At 65.2% G+C, this 23,998-nt stretch carries 28 protein-coding genes; 15 read left to right on the plus strand and 13 right to left on the minus strand.

The window, feature by feature from the left end; translation table 11 throughout:
* Nucleotides 1-70 precede the first annotated feature (70 nt).
* The gene (locus ACFFJ6_RS20455; RefSeq protein ID WP_378391256.1) at nucleotides 71-1,045 is read left to right on the plus strand and encodes a quinone oxidoreductase family protein; all 975 of its coding nucleotides are present in this window, start codon (nucleotides 71-73) and stop codon (nucleotides 1,043-1,045) included.
* Between the two features lie 200 nt (nucleotides 1,046-1,245).
* Here the strand turns inward: ACFFJ6_RS20455 and rimO are convergent, their stop codons facing one another.
* Nucleotides 1,246-2,571, minus strand: coding sequence for a 30S ribosomal protein S12 methylthiotransferase RimO (gene rimO, locus ACFFJ6_RS20460; protein ID WP_378391258.1), 1,326 nt, complete (start codon nucleotides 2,569-2,571; stop codon nucleotides 1,246-1,248).
* Between the two features lie 227 nt (nucleotides 2,572-2,798).
* Here rimO and ACFFJ6_RS20465 point away from each other — a divergent pair, with 227 nt between their 5' ends.
* The gene (locus tag ACFFJ6_RS20465; protein WP_378391260.1) at nucleotides 2,799-2,954 is read left to right on the plus strand and encodes a hypothetical protein; all 156 of its coding nucleotides are present in this window, start codon (nucleotides 2,799-2,801) and stop codon (nucleotides 2,952-2,954) included.
* A gap of 9 nt (nucleotides 2,955-2,963) precedes the next feature.
* Here the strand turns inward: ACFFJ6_RS20465 and ACFFJ6_RS20470 are convergent, their stop codons facing one another.
* Entirely contained in the window at nucleotides 2,964-3,878 is a 915-nt protein-coding gene (locus tag ACFFJ6_RS20470; RefSeq protein WP_378391262.1) for a LysR substrate-binding domain-containing protein, read from the minus strand.
* Between the two features lie 101 nt (nucleotides 3,879-3,979).
* Between ACFFJ6_RS20470 and ACFFJ6_RS20475 the strand changes: the two genes are divergently transcribed.
* Genes ACFFJ6_RS20475 through ACFFJ6_RS20490 form a run of 4 tightly spaced genes read left to right on the plus strand, consistent with a single transcriptional unit; the run spans nucleotide 3,980 to nucleotide 7,494 of the window.
* Complete coding sequence (locus ACFFJ6_RS20475) at nucleotides 3,980-4,936, plus strand: ABC transporter substrate-binding protein (protein WP_378391264.1); 957 nt, start codon at nucleotides 3,980-3,982, stop codon at nucleotides 4,934-4,936.
* Between the two features lie 7 nt (nucleotides 4,937-4,943).
* Entirely contained in the window at nucleotides 4,944-5,831 is an 888-nt protein-coding gene (locus tag ACFFJ6_RS20480) for an ABC transporter permease (RefSeq protein ID WP_378391266.1), read from the plus strand.
* Nucleotides 5,824-6,642, plus strand: coding sequence for an ABC transporter ATP-binding protein (locus ACFFJ6_RS20485; protein ID WP_378391268.1), 819 nt, complete (start codon nucleotides 5,824-5,826; stop codon nucleotides 6,640-6,642). Before ACFFJ6_RS20480 ends, ACFFJ6_RS20485 begins: the two co-directional genes overlap by 8 nt.
* Before the next feature lie 45 nt (nucleotides 6,643-6,687).
* The gene (locus ACFFJ6_RS20490; RefSeq protein ID WP_378392231.1) at nucleotides 6,688-7,494 is read left to right on the plus strand and encodes an alpha/beta hydrolase; all 807 of its coding nucleotides are present in this window, start codon (nucleotides 6,688-6,690) and stop codon (nucleotides 7,492-7,494) included.
* A gap of 14 nt (nucleotides 7,495-7,508) precedes the next feature.
* Here ACFFJ6_RS20490 and ACFFJ6_RS20495 read toward each other — a convergent pair whose 3' ends face one another.
* From ACFFJ6_RS20495 to pxpB, 3 genes are read right to left on the minus strand one after another with little or no spacing between them, the layout of a single operon-like run.
* Nucleotides 7,509-8,273, minus strand: coding sequence for a LamB/YcsF family protein (locus ACFFJ6_RS20495; RefSeq protein ID WP_378391270.1), 765 nt, complete (start codon nucleotides 8,271-8,273; stop codon nucleotides 7,509-7,511).
* Nucleotides 8,274-8,299: 26 nt separating this feature from the next.
* Entirely contained in the window at nucleotides 8,300-9,307 is a 1,008-nt protein-coding gene (locus ACFFJ6_RS20500) for a 5-oxoprolinase subunit C family protein (protein WP_378391272.1), read from the minus strand.
* On the minus strand, nucleotides 9,304-10,032 hold the full coding sequence (gene pxpB, locus ACFFJ6_RS20505; protein ID WP_378391274.1) for a 5-oxoprolinase subunit PxpB: 729 nt from the start codon (nucleotides 10,030-10,032) through the stop codon (nucleotides 9,304-9,306). The genes ACFFJ6_RS20500 and pxpB overlap by 4 nt, the downstream gene beginning before the upstream one ends.
* Before the next feature lie 221 nt (nucleotides 10,033-10,253).
* Between pxpB and ACFFJ6_RS20510 the strand changes: the two genes are divergently transcribed.
* The 6 genes from ACFFJ6_RS20510 to ACFFJ6_RS20535 all read left to right on the plus strand — a co-directional run bounded on the left by ACFFJ6_RS20510 (nucleotide 10,254) and on the right by ACFFJ6_RS20535 (nucleotide 14,157).
* Nucleotides 10,254-10,967, plus strand: a complete 714-nt coding sequence (locus ACFFJ6_RS20510) for a ribonuclease activity regulator RraA (RefSeq protein ID WP_378391276.1) — start codon at nucleotides 10,254-10,256, stop codon at nucleotides 10,965-10,967.
* Between the two features lie 18 nt (nucleotides 10,968-10,985).
* Nucleotides 10,986-11,393 (plus strand): (R)-mandelonitrile lyase, encoded by a 408-nt coding sequence (locus ACFFJ6_RS20515; protein ID WP_378391278.1) that lies wholly within the window; start codon nucleotides 10,986-10,988, stop codon nucleotides 11,391-11,393.
* 233 nt (nucleotides 11,394-11,626) lie between these two features.
* Nucleotides 11,627-12,520, plus strand: a complete 894-nt coding sequence (gene dapA / locus ACFFJ6_RS20520; protein WP_378391280.1) for a 4-hydroxy-tetrahydrodipicolinate synthase — start codon at nucleotides 11,627-11,629, stop codon at nucleotides 12,518-12,520.
* A 55-nt stretch (nucleotides 12,521-12,575) separates the two neighbouring features.
* Nucleotides 12,576-13,007 (plus strand): large conductance mechanosensitive channel protein MscL, encoded by a 432-nt coding sequence (gene mscL, locus ACFFJ6_RS20525; protein WP_378391282.1) that lies wholly within the window; start codon nucleotides 12,576-12,578, stop codon nucleotides 13,005-13,007.
* A gap of 33 nt (nucleotides 13,008-13,040) precedes the next feature.
* Nucleotides 13,041-13,514 (plus strand): SsrA-binding protein SmpB, encoded by a 474-nt coding sequence (smpB, locus tag ACFFJ6_RS20530; RefSeq protein ID WP_378391285.1) that lies wholly within the window; start codon nucleotides 13,041-13,043, stop codon nucleotides 13,512-13,514.
* A 67-nt stretch (nucleotides 13,515-13,581) separates the two neighbouring features.
* On the plus strand, nucleotides 13,582-14,157 hold the full coding sequence (locus tag ACFFJ6_RS20535) for a peroxiredoxin (protein WP_378391287.1): 576 nt from the start codon (nucleotides 13,582-13,584) through the stop codon (nucleotides 14,155-14,157).
* 27 nt (nucleotides 14,158-14,184) lie between these two features.
* Here ACFFJ6_RS20535 and lexA read toward each other — a convergent pair whose 3' ends face one another.
* On the minus strand, nucleotides 14,185-14,892 hold the full coding sequence (gene lexA / locus ACFFJ6_RS20540; RefSeq protein ID WP_378391289.1) for a transcriptional repressor LexA: 708 nt from the start codon (nucleotides 14,890-14,892) through the stop codon (nucleotides 14,185-14,187).
* 191 nt (nucleotides 14,893-15,083) lie between these two features.
* Entirely contained in the window at nucleotides 15,084-16,295 is a 1,212-nt protein-coding gene (locus ACFFJ6_RS20545) for a molybdopterin molybdotransferase MoeA (RefSeq protein WP_378391291.1), read from the minus strand.
* Between the two features lie 210 nt (nucleotides 16,296-16,505).
* Between ACFFJ6_RS20545 and ACFFJ6_RS20550 the strand changes: the two genes are divergently transcribed.
* Nucleotides 16,506-16,853: a hypothetical protein gene (locus ACFFJ6_RS20550; RefSeq protein WP_378391293.1), complete on the plus strand. Its 348-nt coding sequence runs from the start codon at nucleotides 16,506-16,508 to the stop codon at nucleotides 16,851-16,853.
* 10 nt (nucleotides 16,854-16,863) lie between these two features.
* Here ACFFJ6_RS20550 and ACFFJ6_RS20555 read toward each other — a convergent pair whose 3' ends face one another.
* Together ACFFJ6_RS20555 and ACFFJ6_RS20560 are read right to left on the minus strand one after the other, a co-directional pair.
* Complete coding sequence (locus tag ACFFJ6_RS20555) at nucleotides 16,864-17,346, minus strand: acyl-CoA thioesterase (protein WP_378391295.1); 483 nt, start codon at nucleotides 17,344-17,346, stop codon at nucleotides 16,864-16,866.
* Nucleotides 17,347-17,375: 29 nt separating this feature from the next.
* On the minus strand, nucleotides 17,376-18,005 hold the full coding sequence (locus tag ACFFJ6_RS20560; protein WP_378391297.1) for an HAD family hydrolase: 630 nt from the start codon (nucleotides 18,003-18,005) through the stop codon (nucleotides 17,376-17,378).
* Nucleotides 18,006-18,248: 243 nt separating this feature from the next.
* Here ACFFJ6_RS20560 and ACFFJ6_RS20565 point away from each other — a divergent pair, with 243 nt between their 5' ends.
* On the plus strand, nucleotides 18,249-19,103 hold the full coding sequence (locus ACFFJ6_RS20565; RefSeq protein WP_378392233.1) for an OmpA/MotB family protein: 855 nt from the start codon (nucleotides 18,249-18,251) through the stop codon (nucleotides 19,101-19,103).
* Between the two features lie 11 nt (nucleotides 19,104-19,114).
* Here the strand turns inward: ACFFJ6_RS20565 and ACFFJ6_RS20570 are convergent, their stop codons facing one another.
* Together ACFFJ6_RS20570 and ACFFJ6_RS20575 are read right to left on the minus strand one after the other, a co-directional pair.
* Nucleotides 19,115-19,354 carry a PilZ domain-containing protein gene (locus tag ACFFJ6_RS20570; RefSeq protein ID WP_378391299.1) on the minus strand — a complete coding sequence of 80 codons (240 nt, stop codon included), beginning with the start codon at nucleotides 19,352-19,354 and terminating at the stop codon, nucleotides 19,115-19,117.
* 162 nt (nucleotides 19,355-19,516) lie between these two features.
* Nucleotides 19,517-20,014: an Hsp20/alpha crystallin family protein gene (locus ACFFJ6_RS20575; protein WP_378392235.1), complete on the minus strand. Its 498-nt coding sequence runs from the start codon at nucleotides 20,012-20,014 to the stop codon at nucleotides 19,517-19,519.
* Nucleotides 20,015-20,244: 230 nt separating this feature from the next.
* Between ACFFJ6_RS20575 and ACFFJ6_RS20580 the strand changes: the two genes are divergently transcribed.
* Complete coding sequence (locus tag ACFFJ6_RS20580; protein ID WP_378391301.1) at nucleotides 20,245-20,733, plus strand: hypothetical protein; 489 nt, start codon at nucleotides 20,245-20,247, stop codon at nucleotides 20,731-20,733.
* A 112-nt stretch (nucleotides 20,734-20,845) separates the two neighbouring features.
* Here ACFFJ6_RS20580 and ACFFJ6_RS20585 read toward each other — a convergent pair whose 3' ends face one another.
* Both ACFFJ6_RS20585 and moaC read right to left on the minus strand, forming a co-directional pair.
* Nucleotides 20,846-23,419: a cation-translocating P-type ATPase gene (locus tag ACFFJ6_RS20585; protein ID WP_378391303.1), complete on the minus strand. Its 2,574-nt coding sequence runs from the start codon at nucleotides 23,417-23,419 to the stop codon at nucleotides 20,846-20,848.
* 36 nt (nucleotides 23,420-23,455) lie between these two features.
* Entirely contained in the window at nucleotides 23,456-23,992 is a 537-nt protein-coding gene (gene moaC, locus ACFFJ6_RS20590; protein ID WP_378391305.1) for a cyclic pyranopterin monophosphate synthase MoaC, read from the minus strand.
* Nucleotides 23,993-23,998 lie beyond the last annotated feature (6 nt).

Below are 23,998 nucleotides of genomic sequence, written 5' to 3' on the forward strand. Positions count from 1 at the left end.
GCGGTCGGTTGACAACGTCGCGCGGATGGCATTCGGTTGCCTCCACGCGTAAACTCCCGAGGGAATGAGAATGACGAAAGCGGTGCGGGTGCATCAGGTTGGCGGCCCGGAAGCCCTGGTCTACGAGGCTGTCGAGCTGCCGCCGCCGGGCGACGGCGAAGTCCGCATCCGCCAGCATGCCGTCGGTCTCAACTACATCGACGTTTACTATCGGACCGGCTTGTACAAGGCCCCGACGATGCCGTTCGTGGCCGGCAACGAGGCCTCGGGCGAGGTGGTCTCCGTGGGGCCGCACGTCACCAATTTCCATCCCGGCGACCGCGTCGCCTATTACTCCAACCTCGGCGGCTACGCGACCGAGCGCAACATCGAAGCCGCCAAGCTGGTGAAGCTGCCCGACCACATCACCTACGAGCAGGGTGCCGTGCTGATGCTCAAGGGCCTGACGGTGTGGTACCTGCTGCACAAGACCTTCAAGGTCGAGCCCGGCCATCGCGTCCTGATCCACGCTGCCGCCGGTGGCATCGGCCTGCTGGCCTGCCAGTGGGCGCGGGCGCTCGGCGCCCATGTGATCGGCACCGTTGGGTCGAAGGCCAAGGCCGATCTCGCGCTCGCCAATGGCTGCGATCACGTCATCCTCTATAACGAGGAAGACTTCGTTGCGCGGGTCAAGCAGATCAGCCGCAACGAGCTGTGCGATGTCGTCTATGACGGCGTCGGCAAGACGACGTTCCCCGGCTCGCTGAAGTGCATCAAGCCGCGCGGGCTGTTTGTGTCGTTCGGCAATGCCTCGGGTCCTGTGCCGCCGTTCTCGCTCGCCGAACTGAACGCTCACGGCTCGCTGTTCGCCACCCGGCCGAAGCTCAACGACTACATCGGCACCCGCAAGGAACTGATCGAAGGCGCCGACACGCTGTTCTCGGCAGTGATCGAGGGCAAGCTCCACGTCCCGATCAACCACGCCTACGCGCTGAAGGACGCCGCCAAGGCGCATATCGATCTGGAAGGGCGCGTGACGACCGGCGCGTCGATTTTGAAGCCGTAAACACGGGCGTCGAGAGCACAGCGACCCCTCTCACACCAGCCGTCATCCCCCGCGAAGGCGGGGGACCCAGTATTCCAGAGCTCCCATTAGTTCATGCGAACGCTCTGGAATACTGGGTCGCCCGGTCAAGCCGGGCGATGACGTCCGAGCATGTAGCAGCGCTTGAGACCTTGCGCTGGGCGGTGCGAGGCTTGTATTGCTCAGAACCCCGCTACCGTCCCGTGCAGATCGTACGCGTCAGCCCGGTCGATCTTGGCGGTGACGATTTCGCCGACGCGGAGCGGGCGGCGGCTCGACAGGTACACGCTGCCGTCGATCTCGGGCGCGTCTGACTTTGAGCGGCCCTTTGCGACAGTCGGGCCGATCTCGTCGATGATCACCTGCTGCCGCGTGCCGACCTTGCGCTTGAGCCGCCGCGCGGAGATCGCCTGCTGCCGCGCCATCAACCGGTTCCAGCGTTCCTGCTTGACCTCGTTGCTGATCTGATCGGGCAGGGCGTTCGACGGCGCGCCCGCGACCGGCTCGTATTTGAAGGCACCCAGGCGATCGATCTCGGCTTCATCGAGCCAGTCGAGCAGGAATTCGAAATCGCGCTCGGTCTCGCCGGGGAAGCCGACGATGAAGGTCGACCGCAGCGTCAGATCGGGACATTCGGCGCGCCAGCGCTTGATGCGGTCGAGCGTCTTGTCCTGCGCGGCCGGGCGCTTCATCAGCTTGAGCACATCGGGGCTGGCGTGCTGGAACGGGATGTCGAGATACGGCAGCACCTTGCCCTCGGCCATCAAGCCGATGACTTCGTCGACGTGCGGATAGGGATAGACGTAGTGCAGCCGCACCCAGGCGCCGAGGTCGCCGAGTTCGCGGGCGAGGTCGATGAACTTGGCGCGGACTGCGCGGTCCTTCCACGCGCTCTCGGCGTATTTGAGATCGACGCCGTAAGCCGAGGTGTCCTGCGAGATGACCAGCAGTTCCTTGACGCCGGCCGCCACGAGCTTCTCCGCTTCGCGCAGCACGTCGGCGGCGGGCCGTGAAGCAAGGTCGCCGCGCAGCTTGGGGATGATGCAGAAGCTGCAGCGATTGTTGCAGCCCTCTGAAATCTTCAGATACGCGTAGTGCCGCGGCGTCAGCCGGATGCCTTGCTCCGGCACGAGATCAAGGTGCGGATTGTGCAGCGCCGGCTTGGCGCGGTGCACCGCGTCGAGCACGCTCTCGTATTGCTGAGGGCCGGTGATCGACAGCACGCCCGGATAGGCCTGCTCGATCTGCTCCGGCTCGGCGCCCATGCAGCCGGTGACGATCACCTTGCCGTTGGCGGCCATCGCCTCGCCGATCGCCGCCAGAGACTCCTGCTTGGCACTGTCGAGGAAGCCGCAGGTGTTCACGATCACGAGGTCGGCGCCATCGTGCTGACGCGCGAGTTCGTAGCCTTCGGCGCGCAGGCGCGTGATGATCCGCTCGGAATCCACCAGCGCTTTGGGGCATCCCAGCGAGACAAAACTGATTTTAGGCGCGGCGGCCTGCTGCATCGGTCCAAAACTGCCTGATTGAAGGCCCCGAGCTAAACCTGATTGGGCGTCCTGACAAGCCTGCCGGAATGGGACAGGCGAGAACGGACGTCTCTTACGCCGACGCGCGAGAGAGAATTCGTCTTCCGACGGGGACCTGTACGGCAGCTTCGTTGTTATTTTCCCGGCCGCCTTGCGGGAGGAGGCGTTCAGGCTTTTCTGTTCCCCGGAACACAGGAGTGCGGACGATGCGCCGGCAGGTTTCGACGACCCAAAGCAAGACAGCCGAGCATGCGCGCGCGTGGCCAGCGTTTCTCGTCAATGCCGAGGTGCTGATGCTCAGCGCGGCCTTTGGCCTGATTGCAGCCGTCGTCATTGGTGCACCGCACCTCCGGCTTCCATAACGCGTCACTCTAGTCGTGGGAGCCGCTTCCCGCCTGTGTGCGAACGACGCGCGCGGCGGGCGCAAGAGCCGAATTGGCGAAGTGTCGAACGATCACGCTGGCAAGGGCTTCCGCAGCCGCATTGGAACTTCGAGCCGACCGATACAGCACCAGATCGACCTTCGGTAGCGCCGGAAACGTGTCTCCTCGGCCCAATATACGCATCCCCGGCAACACTGAACTCTTCCCCACCACGCTGACGGCAATGCCTGCAAACACCGCGGCCTGAATGCCGCTGATGCTTTCGCTCACGCAGCTGAGCCGCCAGGTTCGGCCGATGCTTTCGAGGGCGGCCAATCCGAAATCACGAAAGATATTGCCGGGTGGCAGCATCGCCAGCGGAACCGGATTGTCGAGGTGCACCGAGCCGCGTTCGGAGGCCACCCACACCAAGGCCTCCTGCGCCACCAATTCTCCGACCTTGAACGCCGGCATGCCCGTGACGATCGCGAGATCGATCTCCGCGCGCTCGACCGATGCCATCAGCTTGCTCGACAGAGCGCATCTGAGTTCGACGTCGACGTTCGGATAGGCACTGCGAAACTCGGCCAGAATCCCGGGTAGCAAATAGGCCGCGTAGAGGTCCGGCATCCCGAGAACGACGACGCCGTCGAGCTTGGGCGCCGCGAGCCGTGCGCGCAGCTCGTCCTGAAGCCCCATGATCGTGCGCGCGTAGCCGAGCACCAACTCGCCATGGTTGGTCAACACCAGCCTGCGGCCGACCTTCGAAAACAGCGGCGCGCCGGTCGCTTCCTCGAGCCGGTTGAGCTGCAGGCTGACCGCCGGCTGCGTTCGCCCGAGGCGGCGCGAGGTTTCTGAAAAGCTGCCGGTCTGGACCAGGACGATGAACGTCTGAAGGAGGCGAAGATCGAGGGGCGCGAGCATCGTTCTATTAAGCTCGCTTATCAAAACGATATAAACAATAAATTTCGTCTGTTGTTGCGTCGCACATACAGTGGCTTTGCCGGTCCATCAGCGAGGAAGCCATGTACACCACCAGCCGACGCCACTTCATCCGCCTCGCGGCCAGCGCGACCGCACTGGCCGCCACGCGACTTCCAGCCATTGCGGAAGAGCGTGTCATCAAGGTGGGGACGCTGAAGCTGATCCACGGCATCACGCCGTATTTCTACGAAAAGTTCGTGCCGGCCGGTACCAAAGTGGTCGTGATTCCGTTCGAGAGCCCGACGGATGGCAAGAACGCGGTCGTCACCGGCTCGGTCGATTTCGGTATCTTCGGTCTGGCGGCGGCAACTCTCGGTGGCGCGAATGGCGAGCCGGTGGTGGTGGTTGCTGCGGCTTGCAACCGCGGCATGGCGGTGGTTGCCGGCAAAGACTCGGGCATTTCCAGCATCAAGGATCTCAAGGGCAAGCGGGTCGCGATCTGGCCCGGTTCGACGCAGGAGGTCGTGATCCTCGACAGGTTGGCCGCCGAGGGGATGACGGTGAAGGACGTTCAGGCGGTTCGCGTCTCGTTCAGCGACATGGCGCCGGCGCTCGCGCGCGGCGACATCGATGCCTATGTGGGCGCCGAACCGGCGGCCGGGATCAGCCTCGCCAGCGGCGTCGGCAAGATCGTCGAGTATCCGTATTCGACGCCGACCGGCTCGCTCAACATGGTGCTCAGCATTCGGCGCGAGTTGATCGAGAAAGATCCGGAGTTGATCCGGTCGCTGCTCAAGGTCCATCGCAAAGCCAGCGAATTCGCCATGGGCAATCGCGACGCTTTCGTCGAGATGGCCATGCAGAAACTCGGTCAGCAGAAGCCGTCGATCGAGGCCGCCGCCCCGAACGTCGAGCTCACCTGGAATATCGACGATCAGTTCATGAAGCAGGCGCAGTACTACGGCGCGCAGATGCTCGACAAGAAGCAGATCCGGCAATTGCCCGACTACAAGACCTTCATCGATCCGAGCTTCGTCCGAGCGATCTCGGCATCGTGAGCCCGCGATGAGTCTGGAAAGCACAGTGTCCAGTCCGTCGATCAGCAGGCCCGCGGTCAAGCCGGCGGCGGGTGTGAGCCGCGCCGGAACGCGCAATCACGCACGAAAACTGACGACGCGGCTGCGCACGATCGCGCTTGCCGCGATCGTGCCGGTCGGCCTCCTGCTGCTGTGGGACGTGATGGTGCGATGGACCGGAACGCGGCTGATCCCGTCGCCGTCCGGCGTCGCCATAATGATGTGGGACTTCGCGTTCGGCGGGATCTACGACGATGCCTATAGCGGCAGCCTGCCGATCCATTTCTGGAAATCAGTGCAGCGGGTTTACGGCGGGTTCTTTCTAGCCGCGTTGGCCGGCATTCCGCTCGGCCTGATGCTCGGGCGAATTCCGGTGCTGCGCGCGATGCTGGATCCGACGCTGTCACTGCTGCGGCCGATTCCGGTCACGGCGTGGCTGCCGCTGTCGATGATCTTTTTCGGGCTCGGCCCGAAATCCGCGGTCTTCCTGGTCTTTCTCGGCGCCTTCTATCCGATCCTGCTCAATACGGTGTTCGGCGTGAAGTCGGTCGATGTGCGGCTGTTCGAGGCCGCCGGGATGCTCGGCTGCAGCGGCCCGCAGCTGTTTCGCGCCGTCGTGTTGCCGGCGGCGCTGCCCAGCATCTTCAACGGCCTGCGGCTCGGCGCGTCGTTCGCCTGGATCCTGATCGTGGTCGGCGAGATGACCGGCGTTCCGGAAGGTCTCGGCGCGGTCATTATGGACGGCCGCACGCTGTCGCGCACCGATCTGGTCATCACCGGCATGATCATTATCGGCATCACCGGATTTGTCTCGGATCGGCTTCTGGTTTTGCTCAGCAATCACTTCCTGCGCTGGAGCCCACAGCATCATGCTTGACGTCACCACTCATCGCAGCGCGGCTCCGGAGATCCTCGAAGTCGCCGGACTTAGCAAAGTCTACGAGGCTTCGAATGGCCCGGTCGAAGCTCTGCGCAGCGTCGATCTCACGGTGCGCAAGGGCGAGTTCATCTGCTTGCTTGGGGCTTCCGGCTGTGGCAAGTCGACCCTGCTGCGGATCATCGCCGGCTTCGAAGAAGCCACGCAGGGGGAGGTCTCGGTCTATGGCTGCGACGTGAAGGGGCCTGGTCCCGATCGCGGCATGGTGTTTCAGGACTACGCGCTGTTTCCATGGCTGACGGTGCGCGACAACATCGGGTTCGGTCCGAGCCACCGTCGCGTTGCGCCGAGCGAGGTCGCCAAGCTCACCGACAAATTCATGGCGATGGTCGGCCTCACGGCCTTCGCCGACCGCTATCCACATCAGCTCTCCGGCGGCATGAAACAGCGCGTGGCGATCGCGCGCGTACTCGCCAATGATGCGGACATCCTGCTGATGGACGAGCCGTTCGGCGCGCTCGACGCGTTGACACGGAGCGCGCTGCAGGAGGAGCTGATCGAGATCTGGCGGACCACGAAATTGACCGTGATCTTCGTGACGCATTCGGTGGAGGAGGCGGTCCTGCTCGCCGACCGCGTGGTGGTGATGAGTTCGTCGCCCGGGCGGATCGATTGCCAGGCCGAAATCGATCTGCCGCGTCCGCGCGATGTGGCGTCGGCCGAATTCAATGCGCTTCGCCGCAGCATCACGCAAAAGCTCACCAGTCATGTCGGCGGCGGCCGGCCGGTTGCGGCAACGGCGGATTCGTAAGTGAACATTTCGGTACCGAGCAAGGCCGTTGCGATCTATCGGGGGATGGATCGGAGCGCGCTCGACGCGGCCTACAATAACAGTGCCGCCGTCGCCGACAGCCCGCAATGGCTCGAGCGCTGGCGTGAACGCAGCGCGGTGCGCCGGGCGGGGCCGGGCGCCTGTCTCGATATCGCCTACGCCGATCGCGAGCGGACGTCGTTGGACTATTTCTCCGCGGGCGTCGCGGGTGCGCCGCTATTCGTGTTCCTGCACGGCGGTTACTGGCAGCGCAATGCCAAGGAGATGTTCTCCTTTGTCGCGCAGGGGCCGAATGCACGCGGCATCAATGTTGCGGTCGTCGGCTACACGCTGGCTCCTGCGGCGCGGCTGTTCGAGATCGTCGACGAGGTCGATCGGGCGATCGACTTTCTCGCCGCCAATGCGCTGCAGTTTGGCTTCGACCCGACCCGGCTGGTGGTCGGCGGCTGGTCCGCCGGCGGCCACCTCGCGGCGATGGCGTCGGCCCGCCCGCCGGTCCACGGCGCCTTGTGTATCAGCGGTATCTTCGATCTCGAGCCGATCGCGCTGTGTTATCTCGACGAACTGTTGCGGCTCGACCAGCGGGAGATCGAATTGCTCAGTCCGATCCGCCGGACCCATCTGTGCTCAGCGCCGCAGTCGCTGGTGGTCGGCGGTGATGAACTGCCCGAGTTACGACGGCAATCCGCGGTGTATGCGGATGTGTCACGTCGCGCGGGCCTGAGGGCCCGCCAGCGGACGCTGCCGGGTCATCATCATTTCTCCATCCTGGACGAACTGAGCGCCGACGGCGCGCTTACGGCCGAACTGCTGACGTTAATCCAGGTGTGAGCGCGCGGGATTGATTAAGCGCGGGCGAACGGTGCGACGGTGATGCCGCTGGCCTCAAGCCGGGTCCGCACGCCACGGGCGATGTCCACCGCGCCGCGGGTATCGCCGTGGATACAAACGGTGTCCGTACGCATCTTGATGACTTTCCCCGTCACCGACACCACCGCGCCATCCTGCGCCATCCGCAGCACACGCTCGGCGATTTCGGTCGGCTCGTGCAGCACGGCGCCGGGCTTGCGCCGTGACACAAGGTTGCCGTCGTCCTCATAGGCGCGATCGGCAAACACCTCATGGACCAGCGGCAGGCCCGCGGCTTCGCCGGCGGTGACCAGCTTGGAGTTGGCCAGCACGACGAAGATCAGGTTCGCATCGACCGCCTTGATCGCCGCAGCGATCGCGCGCGCCGTCATGTCGTCCTCGCAGGCGACGTTCGACAGCGCGCCGTGCGCCTTCACATGGGTGACCTTATGGCCCGCCAGCGCCGCCACCGCCTGCAGTGCGCCGATCTGATAGGCGACCAGGTTCTCGATCTCGGCCGCGGTGATCCCCGGCACCGGGCGGCGACCGAAGCCGTGCAGGTCGCGGAAGCCGGGATGAGCCCCGATCGCCACGCCGTGCTGCTTCGCCATCGCTACGGTCTTGTGCATGATGTCGGGATCGCCGGCGTGGAAGCCGCAGGCGACGTTGACGCTGGTCGCGATGGTCATCATCGCTGCGTCGTCGCCCATGGTCCAGGCGCCGAAGCCTTCGCCGAGGTCGCAGTTGAGGTCGATCTTCATCTTCATTCCCTTTGACAACTCGTTGCTCAGCCGTCGAGCGCATCGATCGCTGCGCCCGCGACGTTCGCAGTCGCTAACGCGTCGAGATCGAGCGTGACGTGACGCGCTTCCTGCAGGCGATCGGGCAGGGTCCGGATCAGCTTCGCCATCGCACGATACGCCGCCTGAGCGTCGTCCATGCTCACCGCGGCAAAACGGAACGGTTTGCCAGGCTGACGCTGCGCCAGGCGGCCGAGATCCGCTGTGATGACGGTCGCGATCTTCGGATAGCCGCCGCTGGTGCCGCGATCGGACATCAGTACGATCGGCTGCCCGTTGCCGGGGACCTGGATGCTGCCGTCGACCGTGCCATCGGAGACGATGTTGTGGCCGTGAAGATGGCGGATCGGCGGACCCTCGAGACGATAGCCCATCCGGTCGCTGGTCGCGGAGATCTTCCACTCGCCGCCGAGAAAGGCCGCGACGGCATCGCCGAACTCATAGTCCTGCGGCCCGAGTACGACTCGGATCGGATCGTCGGCCACCTTCGGCAGATCGAGCCGGCGTTCGTCGCCGGGCATCGCCGATCGCGCAGGAATGATATCGCCAGCCTGCAGAGCGCGCGGGAAGGGGCTTCCGAGGCCGGCGCGTGCATTGACGGCGAGGCTGCCGAACATCGGCTCGCCGTCGATGCTGCCGGCGATCGCCAAGTAACTGAACACCTGACTGCGCGCGATACCGAGCGTCAGCGTCTTGCCTTCGCCAAGCAGGAAGGACTCATTCAGCACGACCGCTTTGCCGTCGATGGCGGCAGGCCGTTCCGCGCCGGTGAGGGCGAGGCGCAGCGCACCATCGCGAGCCGTCAAGGTCGCGCCGAGCGGTCCGAGTTCGATCGCGGCCGCGAACGGCGCATTGCCGACCAGCACGTTTGCGGCTGCCAGCGACAGCCGGTCCATCGCGCCGCTCGGCGTCAGCCCATAGCGTTGCGCGCCATGCCGACCGGCATCCTGCACCGAGGTCGCTGGTCCGACGCTGTCGATGACGAGCCGGCTCATGCGATCACCAGTTCGGCGACCATCTCGCCGGCTTCGGCAGCGCGATCCTGCTCGGCGAATTGTTTTGCGTCGATCGGGGTGAAACTGATCGCGTCGCCTGGCTCGAGCAGGAAGATCGGATCGCGATGCAACTGATAGGTCCGCACAGGCGTGCGGCCGAGCAGATGCCAGCCGCTCGGACCGGGCAGGCACTGTACGCCGGTCTGCACGCCGCCGATCGAAATCGTGCCGGCGGGAGTCAGCAGCCGCGGCGCTTGCCGCCGCGGAATCGCCAGCGCCGGATCGAGGCCGGACAAGTAAGACCACCCCGGTGTGAAGCCGATCATCGCGACGCGATAGTCACCGCCGGCATGGCGGGCGATGAGTTGGTCAGTCGTGATGTTCAGCGTCGCCGCAGCGTCTTCCAGGTCGATGCCATGTTCGCCGCCATAGCAGACCGGGATTCGCCACCGCCGCTGCGCCGTCGCCGCGGTCTCGATCGGCGCCTGTGCCAAATGCGTCAACTGCTCGGCAAGCGCGCCGAAGCCGATCTGCTCCGGATCGTAGTGTACCAGCAGCGACCGATAAGTCGGCACCGTTTCCCGCACGCCGGAGATCGGAGCGGAAGTGAGAAGGCGATCCAGCGCGAGCACGCGGCGGTTGGAGTCGTCGCTGATCTCGCGGCCGAAATCGACGGTGATGGCAGAGTCGCCGCTGGGCAACATACGTGGAGTCGTGAACGCCATGTCCCTCTGATCTCATCGGCAGAGACCTAGCCATAGCGTGTTTTCGGGATGCGTGAAAATCACTTCGTGAACCGTTCCCACGCGATAACTGATTGCTGGAACAAGCGATAAGCCAAGGTGATCAGGCGTTGAGCGAAGGTCAGCCGAGCGCGTGTTGCGGCTTGACGGCGAGGGGCGCGCCCGCAAGATGCGCCACCGATCTCTTGAGGAGCTGCGTGCACATGTCACTGACCCCGGAAGCCATGGCCACCCTTGCGCGTGTCTCGACCGCGACCATCACCACGGTCTTGCTCAAGAAGGGACTGCGCAACGTCTGGCTGCGCGGCGCACGGCCGCTGCGACCGGGGCAGCCGCGGCTGGTGGGCGAGGCGTTCACGCTGCGCTTTGTGCCGGCGCGCGAAGATCTCGCCACGCCGGAGTCGTGGGCGTCGCCGATCTCGACCCGGGCCGCGATCGAAGCGATGCCGGAAGGCTGCATTGCGGTGATCGACGCGATGGGCGTCAGCGATGCCGGCGTGTTCGGCGACATCCTCTGCGCCCGGATGGTCAAGCGCGGCATCACCGCGCTGATCACCGACGGCGTGGTGCGCGACCTCGAAGGCGTCCTCGGCACCGGCCTGCCGGTGTGGTGCAACGGCGCAGCGGCGCCGCCTTCGGTGGCCGGGCTGACCTTTGTCGGCTGGGGCGAGCCGATCGGCTGCGGCGGCGTGGCGGTGTTCCCGAAGGACATTATCGTCGCCGACCAGGATGGTGCGGTGCTGATCCCGCAGGCGCTGCTCGACCACGTGCTGGCCGAAGGCCCGGAGCAGGAGCGGATGGAAGGCTGGATCGTCGAGGAGGTCAACAACGGCGCCGTGCTGCCGGGGCTCTATCCGATGAACGCCGAAACCAAGGCCCGCTATGCGGCGTTCAAGGAAAAGGCGGGCAAGGCGTAGCGCCGGGGAGACCGACATATGGATATCTTCGCAGCTGGCTCGCGTCCGACGCAGCGTGCCTCCAAGGACTATTTCACCGGCACGGTTTGGCAGGACCCGATCGTGTCGGCCCCGGCTCCGGCGCGGCTGGCCGCGACTCGCGTCGCGTTCGAGCCGGGCGCCAGGACTGCTTGGCATACCCATCCGCTCGGCCAGACGCTTTATGTCGTATCCGGCGTGGGGCGGATCCAAACGCAAGGCGGTCCGGTGCGAGAGATTCGCGCCGGGGATGTCGTCTGGATCCCGCCGGGCGAGAAGCATTGGCATGGTGCGTCCCCGACCAACGGCCTGACCCACATCGCCATGCAGGAAGCGCTCGATGGCAGCTTCGCGACCTGGATGGAACAGGTCAGCGAAGCTGATTACGCAGTTTATCCAACAGCTTAAGCCGGGCAGTTCCATCAAATTCCGAGTGGTGGATATGGGGTTGCCAGCGAGCTTCAATGGAACTTGAGCTGGCTCCAGTAAGACCTTCTGATGTCTCGTTTTGGCGTGCGGCGGTTTAGACTTGCGAGTGCCGTTCGCCGCTGTTTCTCTCGTAATCTCAGCTCTTTCGCCGCTGTCTTGGACTCGTTATGAAGGCGGTTCGTTTGCAGGCGATGCGCGTCAGGAGAATACCAATGGCAGCCAAGGCGAATTTCCGGGGATCGTTTACCGCCATGGTCACGCCGTTCAAAAAGGACGGGTCGCTGGATGAGCAGGCGTTTCGCGATCTGGTGAACTGGCAGATCGAAGAGGGCACGCACGGTCTCGTGCCGGTGGGGACGACCGGCGAAAGCCCGACGCTGAGCCATGACGAGCACAACAAGGTGGTGGAATGGTGTGTCCAGGAAGCCAAGGGCCGAGTGCCCGTGATCGCCGGGGCCGGTTCGAACTCGACGCGGGAAGCCGTTGAACTCGCCAAGCACGCCGAGAAGGCGGGAGCCCAGGCGGTGCTGGTGGTGACGCCCTACTACAACAAGCCGACCCAGGAGGGCATGTATCACCACTTCAAGGCGGTGAACGACGCGATCGGCATCCCGATCATCATCTACAACATCCCGCCGCGGTCGGTGGTCGACATGTCGGTCGAGACCATGAGCCGGCTGTACGAGCTGAAGAACATCGCCGGCGTCAAGGATGCCACGGCCAATCTCGGCCGCGTTTCGCAGCAGCGCCATGCAATGGGCGCCGACTTCCTGCAGCTCTCGGGCGAGGACATGACCGCACTGGCCTATATGGCGGCGGGCGGCCATGGCTGCATCTCGGTGGTGTCGAATGTGGCGCCGAAGCTGTGTTCGGACCTGATGGGTGCGGTGTTCGCGGGAGACTACGCGGGCGCACTGAAGATCCAGGACCGTCTGGTGCCGCTGCACGATGCCGTCTTCAAGGAGCCGGGCGTCGCCGGCGCCAAGCATGGACTGACGCTGCTCGACCGAATCCAGGAAGAGGTCCGGCTGCCGCTGATGAAGGTGACCGAGCCGACCGGCAAGGTGATCCGGGCGGCGATGATGCACGCCGGCTTGCTGAACTGATCTCCGCCGCCCGCAGCAGTCGGGCGCCGTCAACAAGAAGCTCCGGGGAAGCGCGATGCTGAAGGAATTCCGTGAGTTCGCGATGAAGGGCAATGTCGTCGACCTCGCGGTCGGCGTCATCATCGGCGCCGCATTCGGCGCGATCGTCTCTTCGCTGGTCGGCGACGTGATCATGCCGGTAATCGGCGCGATCACGGGCGGCCTCGATTTCTCCAACTACTTCACGCCGCTGTCGAAGGCGGTCACCGCGAACACGCTGGTCGAAGCCAAGAAGCAGGGCGCGGTGCTGGCCTGGGGCAGCTTCCTTACGCTGACGCTGAACTTCCTCATCGTCGCCTTCGTGCTGTTTTTGGTGGTGCGGGCGATGAACCGGCTGAAGCGGAAAGACGAGGCGAAGCCGGCCGAGCCGCCGAAGCCGACCCGGGAGCAGGAACTGCTCACCGAGATTCGCGATATCCTGAAGAGCGGCAACCGCCCGCAGGTCTGACCTGCGGGGCGGCGATTACGAGGTTCAGCCGCAATGGCCGACAAGAACGAACGTCCGATCAAGGTGGTGGCCGAGAACCGCAAAGCACGGTTCAACTACGCGATCGAGGATACGATTGAGGCCGGCATCTCCCTAACCGGCACCGAGGTGAAGTCGGTGCGCGGTGGCAAATCGACCATCGCCGAATCCTATGCCGACTCGCGCGGCGGCGAGATTTGGCTGATCAACGCCACCATTCCCGAATATTTGCAGGCCAACCGCTTCAATCACGAGCCGAAGCGGCCGCGCAAACTCCTGCTGCACCGCAAGCAGATCAACAAGCTGATGGGCGCGGTCGAGCGCCAGGGCATGACGCTCATCCCGCTGAAGCTGTATTTCAACGAAAAGGGCCGCGCCAAGCTGCTGCTGGCGCTGGCCAAGGGCAAGCAGCTCCACGACAAGCGCGAGACCGAGAAAAAGCGCGACTGGAGCCGCGAGAAGGGCCGCCTGCTGCGCGCGCGGGGCTGATCGCTCACCAGGCAAGGTGAACCGCGGCGCGCCGGAGCGCGGGCGAGGGACAGCAGAGGGAATGACGATGTCGCAGCCGAACTTGCAAGACGTCGACTGGTCCTTGATCCCCGCACCGGACGATGACGGCGCCGCCGCGCATCTGCCCGGCATGACGCTGCCGTCGCTGGCGCTGCCCGCCACCAGCGGCGAGACCGTCGATCTGTCGAAGCTGCCGGAACTTACGGTCGTGTTCGGCTATCCGCGCACCGGGGTCCCAGGCCAGATCTCGCCGGTCGATGACTGGGATATGATCCCGGGTGCGCGGGGCTGTACACCGCAAACCTGCTCGTTCCGGGATCTGTTTGCGGAGTTGAAGGCAGCCGGTGCTGCCCAGGTGTTCGGCCTATCGACGCAAAGCACTGACTATCAGCGCGAGATGGCGACACGGTTGCATTTGCCATTCCCGGTGCTGTCCGACGAGGCGCTTGCGCTGGCGACCGCCGTGAAGCTGCCGACGATGCGGGTCGCGGACCTGACGCTGCTGAAGCGGATCGCGTTGATCATCGACAGCGGCCGCATCGTCCACGTGTTCTATCCGGTGTTTCCGCCGGACCGGAATGCCGGAGACGTGCTGGCGTGGCTAAAGGCCAATCAGCGCTGAGATCGTCGCTGCCCTGATCGATCGCGATTAGTACTTGCGGTACAGCCCAACCAGCTTGCCCTGAATCCGGACGCGGTTGGGCGGCAGGATGCGAACCTCATAAGCAGCGTTGGCGGGCTCGAGCGCGATGGAAGCGCCGCGGCGACGGAAGCGCTTCAACGTGGCTTCTTCCTCGTCGATCAGCGCCACCACGATGTCGCCGGTATCGGCGCTCTCGTTGCGCTGGATCAGCGCCATGTCGCCGTCGAGGATGCCCGCCTCGATCATCGAATCGCCACGCACTTCCAGCGCGTAGTGTTCGCCAGCGCCCAGCATTTCCGGTGGCACGCTGATGGTGTGGCTGCGGGTCTGTAGCGCCTCGATCGGTGTACCGGCCGCAATCCGTCCCATCACCGGAACGGCGACATTGCGATCCGTCTCGTGCTCCACCGGCTGCGGGCTCGGCGGGCGGACCTTGCCGAGATTGCCTTCGATTACGCTCGGGGTGAAGCCGCGCCGCGCGCCGCCCGCGTTGCCGCCGAGATCAGGAAGCTTGATCACCTCGATGGCGCGCGCGCGGTTTGGCAGACGGCGGATAAAGCCGCGTTCTTCGAGTGCCGTGATCAGGCGGTGAATGCCGGACTTTGAGCGCAGGTCCAGCGCGTCTTTCATCTCGTCGAAGGAGGGCGGCACGCCGGCTTCCTTCAGCCGTTCGTTGATGAATTTCAGCAGCTCGAATTGTTTGCGCGTCAACATCCCGACCATTCCCCAATTTGGCGACGATCGCCATCTTGTCCGTCATCACCGTGCGTCATCACCGTGCGTCATTGCGTCGTGAAGCTTGAGCCAATGAGGCGACATGAATCGAAACAAATCATGAACGAACACTATATGTTCGGTATGTGTTCCGCAACCTCTTAATTTGAGGTCAACAAATTCATCGATCGCTATAGGGGGAGCTTAAGGATCTGACAGTTCGCTCCGGCCTCTGCGGCCGGGGCATGGGGCGGCCGGATGATCAGCGCTTGTGCAGCCGACAAGCGCGCCAGCAGCGACGAATCCTGGTGGTCGACCGGTGTGGCGACCAGACGGCCGGCGTCGCTCGAGCTGACGTAGGCACGCAGATAGTCTTCGCGCTGATCGTTGGCGGAGAGTGGTGAGCCAAGCGAGGCCGTTTCGGGGTGATGCATGGCGTTGCGCATTCCGGACAGCGCGCGCAAGAGTGGCACCATGAACAGGAAGGCGCAGACATAGGACGACACCGGATTGCCGGGGAGGCCGATCACCCGCATCGCGCCGAGCCGCCCGTGCATCATCGGCTTACCGGGCCGCATCGCGATCTTCCAGAACGCAATCTCGGTGCCCTCGGCTTCGAGAGCTTGTTTGACGAGGTCGTGGTCGCCGGCGGAGGCCCCGCCGGTGGTGACGAGCAGGTCGACGCCGAGATCGCGGGCCCGCCGAATGGCGGCGGTCGTCGCGTCCATCGTATCGGCGGCGATACCCAGGTCTGTGACGTCGGCCCCTTCGCTGCGGGCGAGAGCGCGTAGCGCGTAGCCGTTTGAGTAGACGATCTGTCCGGGTTGCAGGCTGCTGCCCGGCATCACCAGCTCATCGCCAGTGGCAAGCATGGCCACACGCGGGCGGCGATACACGGGGAGAGCCGGGTGGTTCATACCGGCGGCGAGCGCCAGGTCACGGTCGCTCAGTCGAGCCCCCGCGCGCAGCAGGATGTCTCCCTCGCTGAAATCAACGCCGGCCGGCCGGATGTGGCGGCCGCGGCGCGCGGCCTCGGTGATGGTGACCTGGTCGCCATCGCGCACCGTGTCTTCCTGGATTACCACGGTGTCGGCGCCTTCGGGAATCACGCCGCCGGTGAAGATGCGCAGCGCCTGGCCAGGGCCGACGGATTGGGCCGCCGGCCGGCCCGCGGCGATCTCGCCGATCACGGTGAGCCGCGCCGGCGCGGTTGCCACGTCTTCGGCGCGCACCGCATAGCCGTCCATCGCCGACATCGCCTGCGGCGGCTGCGTCCGCAACGCCGCGAGATCGTGCGCCAGCACGCGCCCGTGGCCGTCCTCAAGCGCGACGGCCTCCGTGGCGAGTCCGCCAGCGCTGTGGAGGACGGCGGCGAGGGCGTCGGCAACCGGCATCAGCGCCATCGGGCGGCTCCGGACGGGGTGAGGAAAGACTGCTGGGGTACAGGTGCGGAACGGCTCATGCTTCGGCTTTAGGTGCGCTGCGCCGCTTGCGCAAGATGCGGCAAGCCGATCGATCCGGCAGCGCGCCCAACGAAATCCTAATTGTCGGGCGGGGGCACCGGGCGGTAGGACCATCATCTTGCAGGGACGTGCCAGCGGTGGAGCGCGCAGATGGGTGATGATTTCGCGAAATGGCTGCTGCGGATCGTCGGCGTGATCGGCCTGATCGCCTTCGGAACCACCTATGCGGTCCGGCACGATTGGAGCAAAGGCTGGATGCCGTCGGCCAATCCGGACTATGCGCCGCCGGCGGCGAGTGCACCGGAGGAATCGCCGGCTGCCCGGGTGCCGGCACCGGTGCCCGCCGCCAGCGCGCCGGTGGCCGCGCCTGCTACGGCCCCATCCGCAGCTCCAGCACCGGGGGCGCCCCGCGCCTACGTGCCGTGTCAGCCGATCGGCCGCACCGCAAAGGGCGAGCTCGTGTATTCGATGGACTGCCGCGCACTGCCAGCGCAGTAACGATGAGTCATCACGCTTGGTCGGAGGCCGGCTCGTCCTTCGGCCGCACCATCACCGGCAGGTAAACCGCGGCGAATTCCGGGGGCAGGCGGCGTGGGCGGCCGCTCGACATTTCGATGCAAACCAGTTGCCAGCGCCCGCGCATGACGGTGGCGCCGTCGCTTGGGCGGATCAGCTGGAAGCGCCGCTCCATCACCAGTTTGCCGTCACTGCCGTAGATCCAGGTCCCGAGCAGCAGCTCGTCGCCGAGATGGCTCGGCAGCAGGTAGTCGTATTCGCCCCGTCGGATCGCCATCGCACGGTCGATCCGCTGCCAGTCGGCAAGCGCGAGTCCGAGCGCCTCCGAATGCGCCCAGCCGACGCTGTCGCACCAGCGCACATAGACCGAGTTGTTGGTGTGATTGAGCCCGTCGATGTCGGCCGGGCCGGGCACCATGGTTAGTGTGAACGGGCTCGGGTGATCCCAGGCTAAGTCGGTCGCAGCAACGGTCATGGCCATTCGTCAGGTGCGGTTCGGGCAGGTCACGACAGCCCCAGTTGATCGAGCGCCTGCGCGACGTCCGCGCTGGAGCGGACGTGCACGGCCTTGAGGCCATGCTCGCGCGCGGCTTCGATGTTTTCGGCCAGATCGTCGAAGAACACAATGCGGTCGGGGCGCACGCCGATCTCCCTCACGACGAAATCGTAAGCTGCGGCGTTTGGTTTGCGCAGACCGATCCGCGACGACAGGAACAGTTCGCGGAAGTGGACCAGCAAATGCGCGTAGTGCTCGGTGAAATGCGCGACGTGGGCATCGTTGGTGTTGGAGAGCGCGTAGAGCGGCAAATGCTGCGCGGCGCGCGCAAGGAGGGGCCCGATGCCCGGCATCTCGCCGATGAAGATCGCATTCCAGCCTTCGCGCAACGCGTCGTCGGAAAGCCGTAGTCCCAGAACGTCCCGGACTGCCGCAAAGAATTCCGCATCGGTGACGTGTCCGGTCTCGTAGCGATGAAAGGTGTCGTTGTTCGCAAGGCGCATCATCATCGCCGATGGATCGCTGCCAAGTTCGACGGCCCAGGCCTTCAGTGTTCGCGCCAGATCGAAGTCGATCACCACGCGGCCGATATCGAACAACAGTGCATCAGCCGCGCCGGGAGACAGGGAGGTTTTCATACCAGAGACCTAGCAGGATCGAGGCGCCGGGGCGAGATGCCGACGGAAGTCTAGTATGGTGCGGAAACATTGAGGAACAACGACAACCGTTTTTTCACGCGTGCCATTCTAGAACCTTGAAGCTGCGGGGCGATGCTTGGTTCGAGACTCGACATACGCGGCGCCGGATCCATCAGCAGCGATCGCCATGCGCGTCGGACGTCACCACTCGTTTGCCACGTGCTCGATGTCGGATCATTACCGATGTTGAGTGGAAGTGGCCGCGCGGGCGGCAAGAAGAAGGTCGAGGAAGAGCATCCCGGCGGGCACGGGTGGTTCGTGACCTTCGCCGATCTGATGGGCCTCCTCGTTAGCTTCTTTCTCGTCCTGGTGTCGTTCTCGACCCAGGATCTGCACAAGATGCAAATCGTCGCCGGCTCGATGCGCGACGCGTTCGGCGTGCAGCAGGAGTCGCGCTATTCAGGGGTGCTGGAGACCGACGGCGTGCCGGTCCAGGGCAAGGTTCGCAGCAAGATGAACGTGGCGCCCGACCAGTCGAGCGCAACCCCGCAACTGCAGGACGCCGGCGGTGCCGGCAGCGGCGCCTCGCAGGCGAAGTCCGAGCGCGAGTTCGCGCTCGCATCGGCATCGCTGCGGCAGGCCTTGCAGGACTCTCCCGAACTCGCCGAATTGTCGAAGAACGTCGTTTTCGAGGAATCCCCGGCGGGACTCAATCTGGAACTGACCGATCAGGACGGCCGGCCGATGTTTCCGGATGGGTCGGCGGTGCCCTATGAAAATGCACGGCTGCTAATCGCCCGCCTCGCCGGACCGTTGCGCGCGACGGCGCTGCGGATTTCAATCGTCGGACATACCGCCGCCGTGGCGGTTGCTGGCAACGAAGACTACGACGCTTTCGACCTCTCCACCGGCCGCGCCAATGTGGTCCGACAGATCCTGAAGCGCGAGGGACTGCCGGCGAACCGGGTGATGTCAGTGGCCGGGAAGGGCGACGGCGAGCCTCTCTTTCCGGAGGCGCCCACGATCGCCGCCAACCGGCGCGTGACCATCATCTTGCTGCGCGAAAACCCGCCGCTGCCGCCGGACTTGCAACGCTGACGCGCCTGACGTCAGAATGCGACGCCGACGCGTCGGTCGCGCTTCCAGACCATGCGACACTTCTTTTTCGTGCCGCCGTGCAGCAGTTCGAAACGTTGGGGCAGGGTGATGTTGGCGTTCAACTCGACGCAGGCGCCACCAGCCGAGTAATCGACCACATTGCAGGCCACGACCGGCAGCTTTGGACCGACGATCAGGCTCGCTGCACTTGCGTTCGGGCGTACACGTGCAAATCGGCGCTCTTGTCTCATCACCCAGTCTCGCGCTGCCGGTGAAAATACCTTCGCGCAGAGATTGCACCCCGAAGTTGTTAAATTCTGTTTGCGCCGAAATCCGACACGCCGGGACAATGCAGGATTGTCCCGGCGTAGACGGCTTGATGATAAACAAATCGTTTAGGCCCGGACTGCCGCTTACTTGCCGGGCTGGATCGCGATCCGCTTGGCCGAAGACGGCGCGGGGCCGTTCTTCGGCAAGGTCACCGAGAGAACCCCGTTCTTGAAAGAGGCGCTGACATTATCCGCCGCAATGACCGCGTCGATCGGGATACGGCGCTCGAACTTGCCATAGAAGTGCTCGCTGAACCGCTTGTCCTTATCCTCGGTAGCCGACGTCTTCTCGCCACGGATCGTCAGCGCGCCATCGTCGAGCAGGACTTCGATATCCTTCTCCTCCATGCCGGGGACTTCGGCCGAGATCGTCAGCTCTTTCTCGGTGTCGGCAATTTCCAGCTTCGGCCATGAGCCGCTCAGCGCCGGGAAGCGGTTCGCCAGCCCCGGTGCATCGAAGCCGCGGAAGACGTCGTCGAACAGCCGGTTCATTTCGCGGTGCAGCGACAGAAACGGATCGCTGGTCAAGGACGGGACAGCGGACTGACTACGCCCCCAGGGAATCATCTCGCGCACATTCATGGATGCCTCCTCATTCCGATCTTGCTCATTCGAACTGAGAAACCAGAAGCGCACCCGCGCCGTCGCGGGCGCGCCTTCGATCTGGGAACGCTCTCGATGGCGTCAAGAGGGGAGCTGGTACACGGATGCGCAGGTCCGCAAAAATTTCGTGGTGGGGTCTTGAAAGGGCGGCCGACTTTTCTAATTTTCGAACCGTCCCGTTCTGAAAGGAGTAGCTCGGGAGGATAGCAATGCAGATGACGACCGATACCATCCCGGAGATCCGCGGTGTTCCGGGCATCCTCGACCATCCCGCTCTCGACCGTCCCGCAACGGGGTATGACCACCCCGATCAGGTGCTGCGCGACGACGCGCTGGGCACCGCGGACAAGCGGGCCATTCTCTCCTCATGGGCGTCCGACGCCAACGCGATCGAGCAGCGGCCGTGGCTGCGCGCGGTGCCGGGTTCAAACCGGACCGTTCCGCTCGCCGCGATCCTGGCGGCGCTGCGCCGGCTCGACGACGACGAGCCGCCGCCGAAAGGCGGAGCTGCGATCAGGCTGAACAGTGTGGACCACCGCGACGACGGTCTGCCGTTCGAGCACAGCGAGCCAGTGGGGAGGAGGCACTATGGTCTGGCGCAACAATCAAACCACGTTCGATCCCGCGTGCTGCCCCGTATGCGGCGCGACGATGCGGCTCGCGCGCGTCGAGCCGCGACCGGTCGGGCGCAGTTTTGAATTCGAACGCCATACTTATCGTTGCGAGGACTGCGCCAATACCAGCCGCTTCGTGATCGACCGTCAGGCGGTTCAGCGAATGTCGGCGTAGCTTAGCTGACCGTCGCGGCGATCAGGCCTCCACCGGTCGCCGCGACGGCGCACCACCGAGCCGGCCGCGCCACAGCGGCTTGATCAGCTCCAGCAGGATCAGCACCGCCAGCGCTGCACCGGCGGTGAGAGCCAGATCGTCACCGTGCAGCGGCCCAAATCGGAAAAGCTCACGCAGCCACGGCCAGGCAAGGCTGAGGCCGAGCACTCCGGCGACGATGGCCAGCACCACGCCGAGCATTGGATTGGGGCGGCGCAGCGCCGCCAGGATCGAGGTCGAGAATGAGCGATTGACGAAGATCAGGCAGACGAAACTCAGCACCAGCGCGAAGAACGTCAGGGCACGGAGTTCGGTCTCCGGCATCGCGCGGAACTGGCCGATCACGAACACGCCGGCGACCAGCGCGAACACCAGCAGGCCTTGCACGAGCCCCCAGCCGATCAGAGCGCCGCTGAACAGTGGCTGCTCGGGGGCGCGGGGCTTGCGCAGCATCACGTCGTCCTCGGCTGTCTCGGCCTCGAACACGATCGAGCACACCGGATCGATGATCATCTCGAGAAACGCGATGTGGATCGGGCCGAGCAGGATCGGCAGACCGAACAGCAACGGCAGGATCGCGAGGCCGGCGATCGGGACATGCACGGCAAAGATGAAGGCCATCGCCTTGACCAGATTGTCGTAGATCCGCCGGCCCAGCCGGATCGCCTTGACGATCGAGGCGAAGTCGTCGTCGAGTAGCACGATCGAGGACGCCTCGCGGGCGACGTCGGTGCCGCGGCCGCCCATCGCGATGCCGATATGCGCGGCCTTCAGCGACGGGGCATCGTTGACGCCGTCGCCGGTCATCGCGACGACTTCCCCGTCTGCCTTCAGCGCCTCGACGATGCGCAGCTTCTGCTCCGGCATGATCCGGGCGAACACGGTGGTGCTCTTCAGGCGTTGCGCCAGCGTGGCGTCATCGAGCCGCGCGATCTCGTCGCCGGTGATACTCGTTTCGGACGCGATCCCGGCCTCGCGCGCGATCGCGCGCGCCGTCGCCGGATAGTCGCCGGTGATCATCACCACGCGGATGCCCGCGGTGCGGCAGTCGGCGACCGCGGCCGGCACTGCCTCGCGCAGCGGATCGGCGAGGCCGACGAGGCCGAGAAACGCAAAGCCGAAGCCGAGCTGCGTCTCCGGCCAATCGTCGTTCGGATGCGCCGCGCGGGCCACGCCGAGAACGCGCAGCCCGTCGGCGGCCATCGCATCGACCATGCCGGATAGTTGTTGGAGGTCTGCATCGCTGAGACCGCACATCCGCGCGATCGCCTCCGGCGCGCCTTTGGCCGCCACGACGAAATTGCCGATGTCGTCCGGATCCCGCCAGACCTGGGTGATCGCCAGCAGGTCGCGGCGCAGCCCGTAGGAGTGCACGAGACTTCTTGCGCCCGCGCCGCCGGGGAGATGCTCGTCGGCGAGGCGGTGCAATGCGCGGTCCATCGGGTCGAACGGATCCGGTGCGGCGGCGAGCAGGCCAGTGTCGAGCAGATTGCGAAACGCCGGCGGCAGATCGCCGTCGGCGCGCGGGCGGAAGGTTTCGCCGGTCGGCGAACGCAATTCGGCCACCGACATCCGGTTCTCGGTCAGTGTGCCGGTCTTGTCGGTGCACAGCACCGTGGCGGAGCCGAGCGCCTCGATCGCGGCGGCGCGGCGCGTCAGCACGCGGGCCTGCGAGATCCGCCAAGCACCCATCGCCATGAACACGGTGAGCACGACCGGAAATTCCTCCGGCAGCATCGACATGCCGACTGTGATGCCGGCCAGCACCGCGTCGAGCCAGCCGCCACGCAAGGTGCCGTACAGCACGACGACGAGGATACTGAACGCGCCTCCGATCAGGCCGAACACGCGGACCAGTTTGCGCGTTTGCGTCTGCAGCCGTGGCGGCTCGGTCTGCATGGTGCCGAGCGTCTGACCGATCTTGCCGATCTCGCTGCGCGCGCCGGTCGCGATTACTTCGGCGATGCCGCTGCCGCGGACCATCAGCGAGCCGGAATAAACGACCGGCTGATCGTCGCCGCCGGGGCGTTGTGCGAGGGCGTCGCCGGCCTCGTTCCGCGCGATCTTGCGGACCGGCAATGACTCGCCGGTCAGCAGCGACTCGTCGGCCTGGATGTCGTCGGCCTGCAGCAACATCGCGTCGGCGGCGACGCGGTCGCCTTCCGATAGCACCAGGAGATCGCCGCGCACCACGTCGCGACCGGCGATGCGCTTGCGGTCTCCGTCGCGGATCACCAGCGCGCGCGGGCTGGTGAGGTCGCGCAGCGCTTCCAGCACGCGTTCGGTGCGGCTCTCCTGGACAACGGTGATGATCACCGACAGGCTGGCGAATACCAGCAGGATCAGCGCTTCCTTGAAGTCGCCGAGCACGAGGTAGATTGCGCCGCCGCCGAGCAGCAGTGCCAGCATCGGCTCGCGCACCACCTCCAGCACGATGCCGAACACCGTGCGCCGGTCCGAACGCGGCAATTCGTTGAAGCCCTCGTCCTTCAGCCGTGCGCCGGCTTCGACCTCGCTGAGGCCAATCAGGAGCGGAGAGGCTGAGTCTGTGGGCATCGGCGCGCTCCCTGCGGGTCGGCGCCGAGCTTACGCCTATTTGGATCGCGCGTCCGCGACGTAATCACCCGACTTTCCGCCGGTCTTGGCGAGCAGATGAATGCCTTCGATCCGCACGCCGCGTTCAGCGGCCTTGATCATGTCGTAGATCGTCAGGCACGCGACCGAGACCGCGGTCAGCGCTTCCATCTCGACGCCCGTCGGTCCGCTCACCTTGGCGGTGGCGCGGACGATGCAGCCCGGCAGCTTGTTGTCCGGCGTGATGTCGATGGTGACTTTGGATAGCGCAAGTGGGTGGCATAGCGGAATCAGCTCCGAGGTGCGCTTCGCCGCCATGATGCCGGCGATCCGCGCCGTGCCGAGCACGTCGCCCTTCTTGGCATCGCCGCTGAGGATCAGATCGAGCGTCGCCGGCTTCATCACCACGCGCCCCTCGGCGACGGCGACGCGCTCGGTCGCCGGCTTGTCCGACACATCGACCATATGCGCCTCACCACTGGCGCCGATGTGGGTGAGGGCGGGGGCTGCGGCTCTGGCTTTAGCCGTCTTCGAGGTTTTTGAGGTCTTCGCCATCGCTCG

The organism is Rhodopseudomonas telluris, assembly GCF_042432815.1.
Classification (GTDB): domain Bacteria; phylum Pseudomonadota; class Alphaproteobacteria; order Rhizobiales; family Xanthobacteraceae; genus Rhodopseudomonas; species Rhodopseudomonas telluris.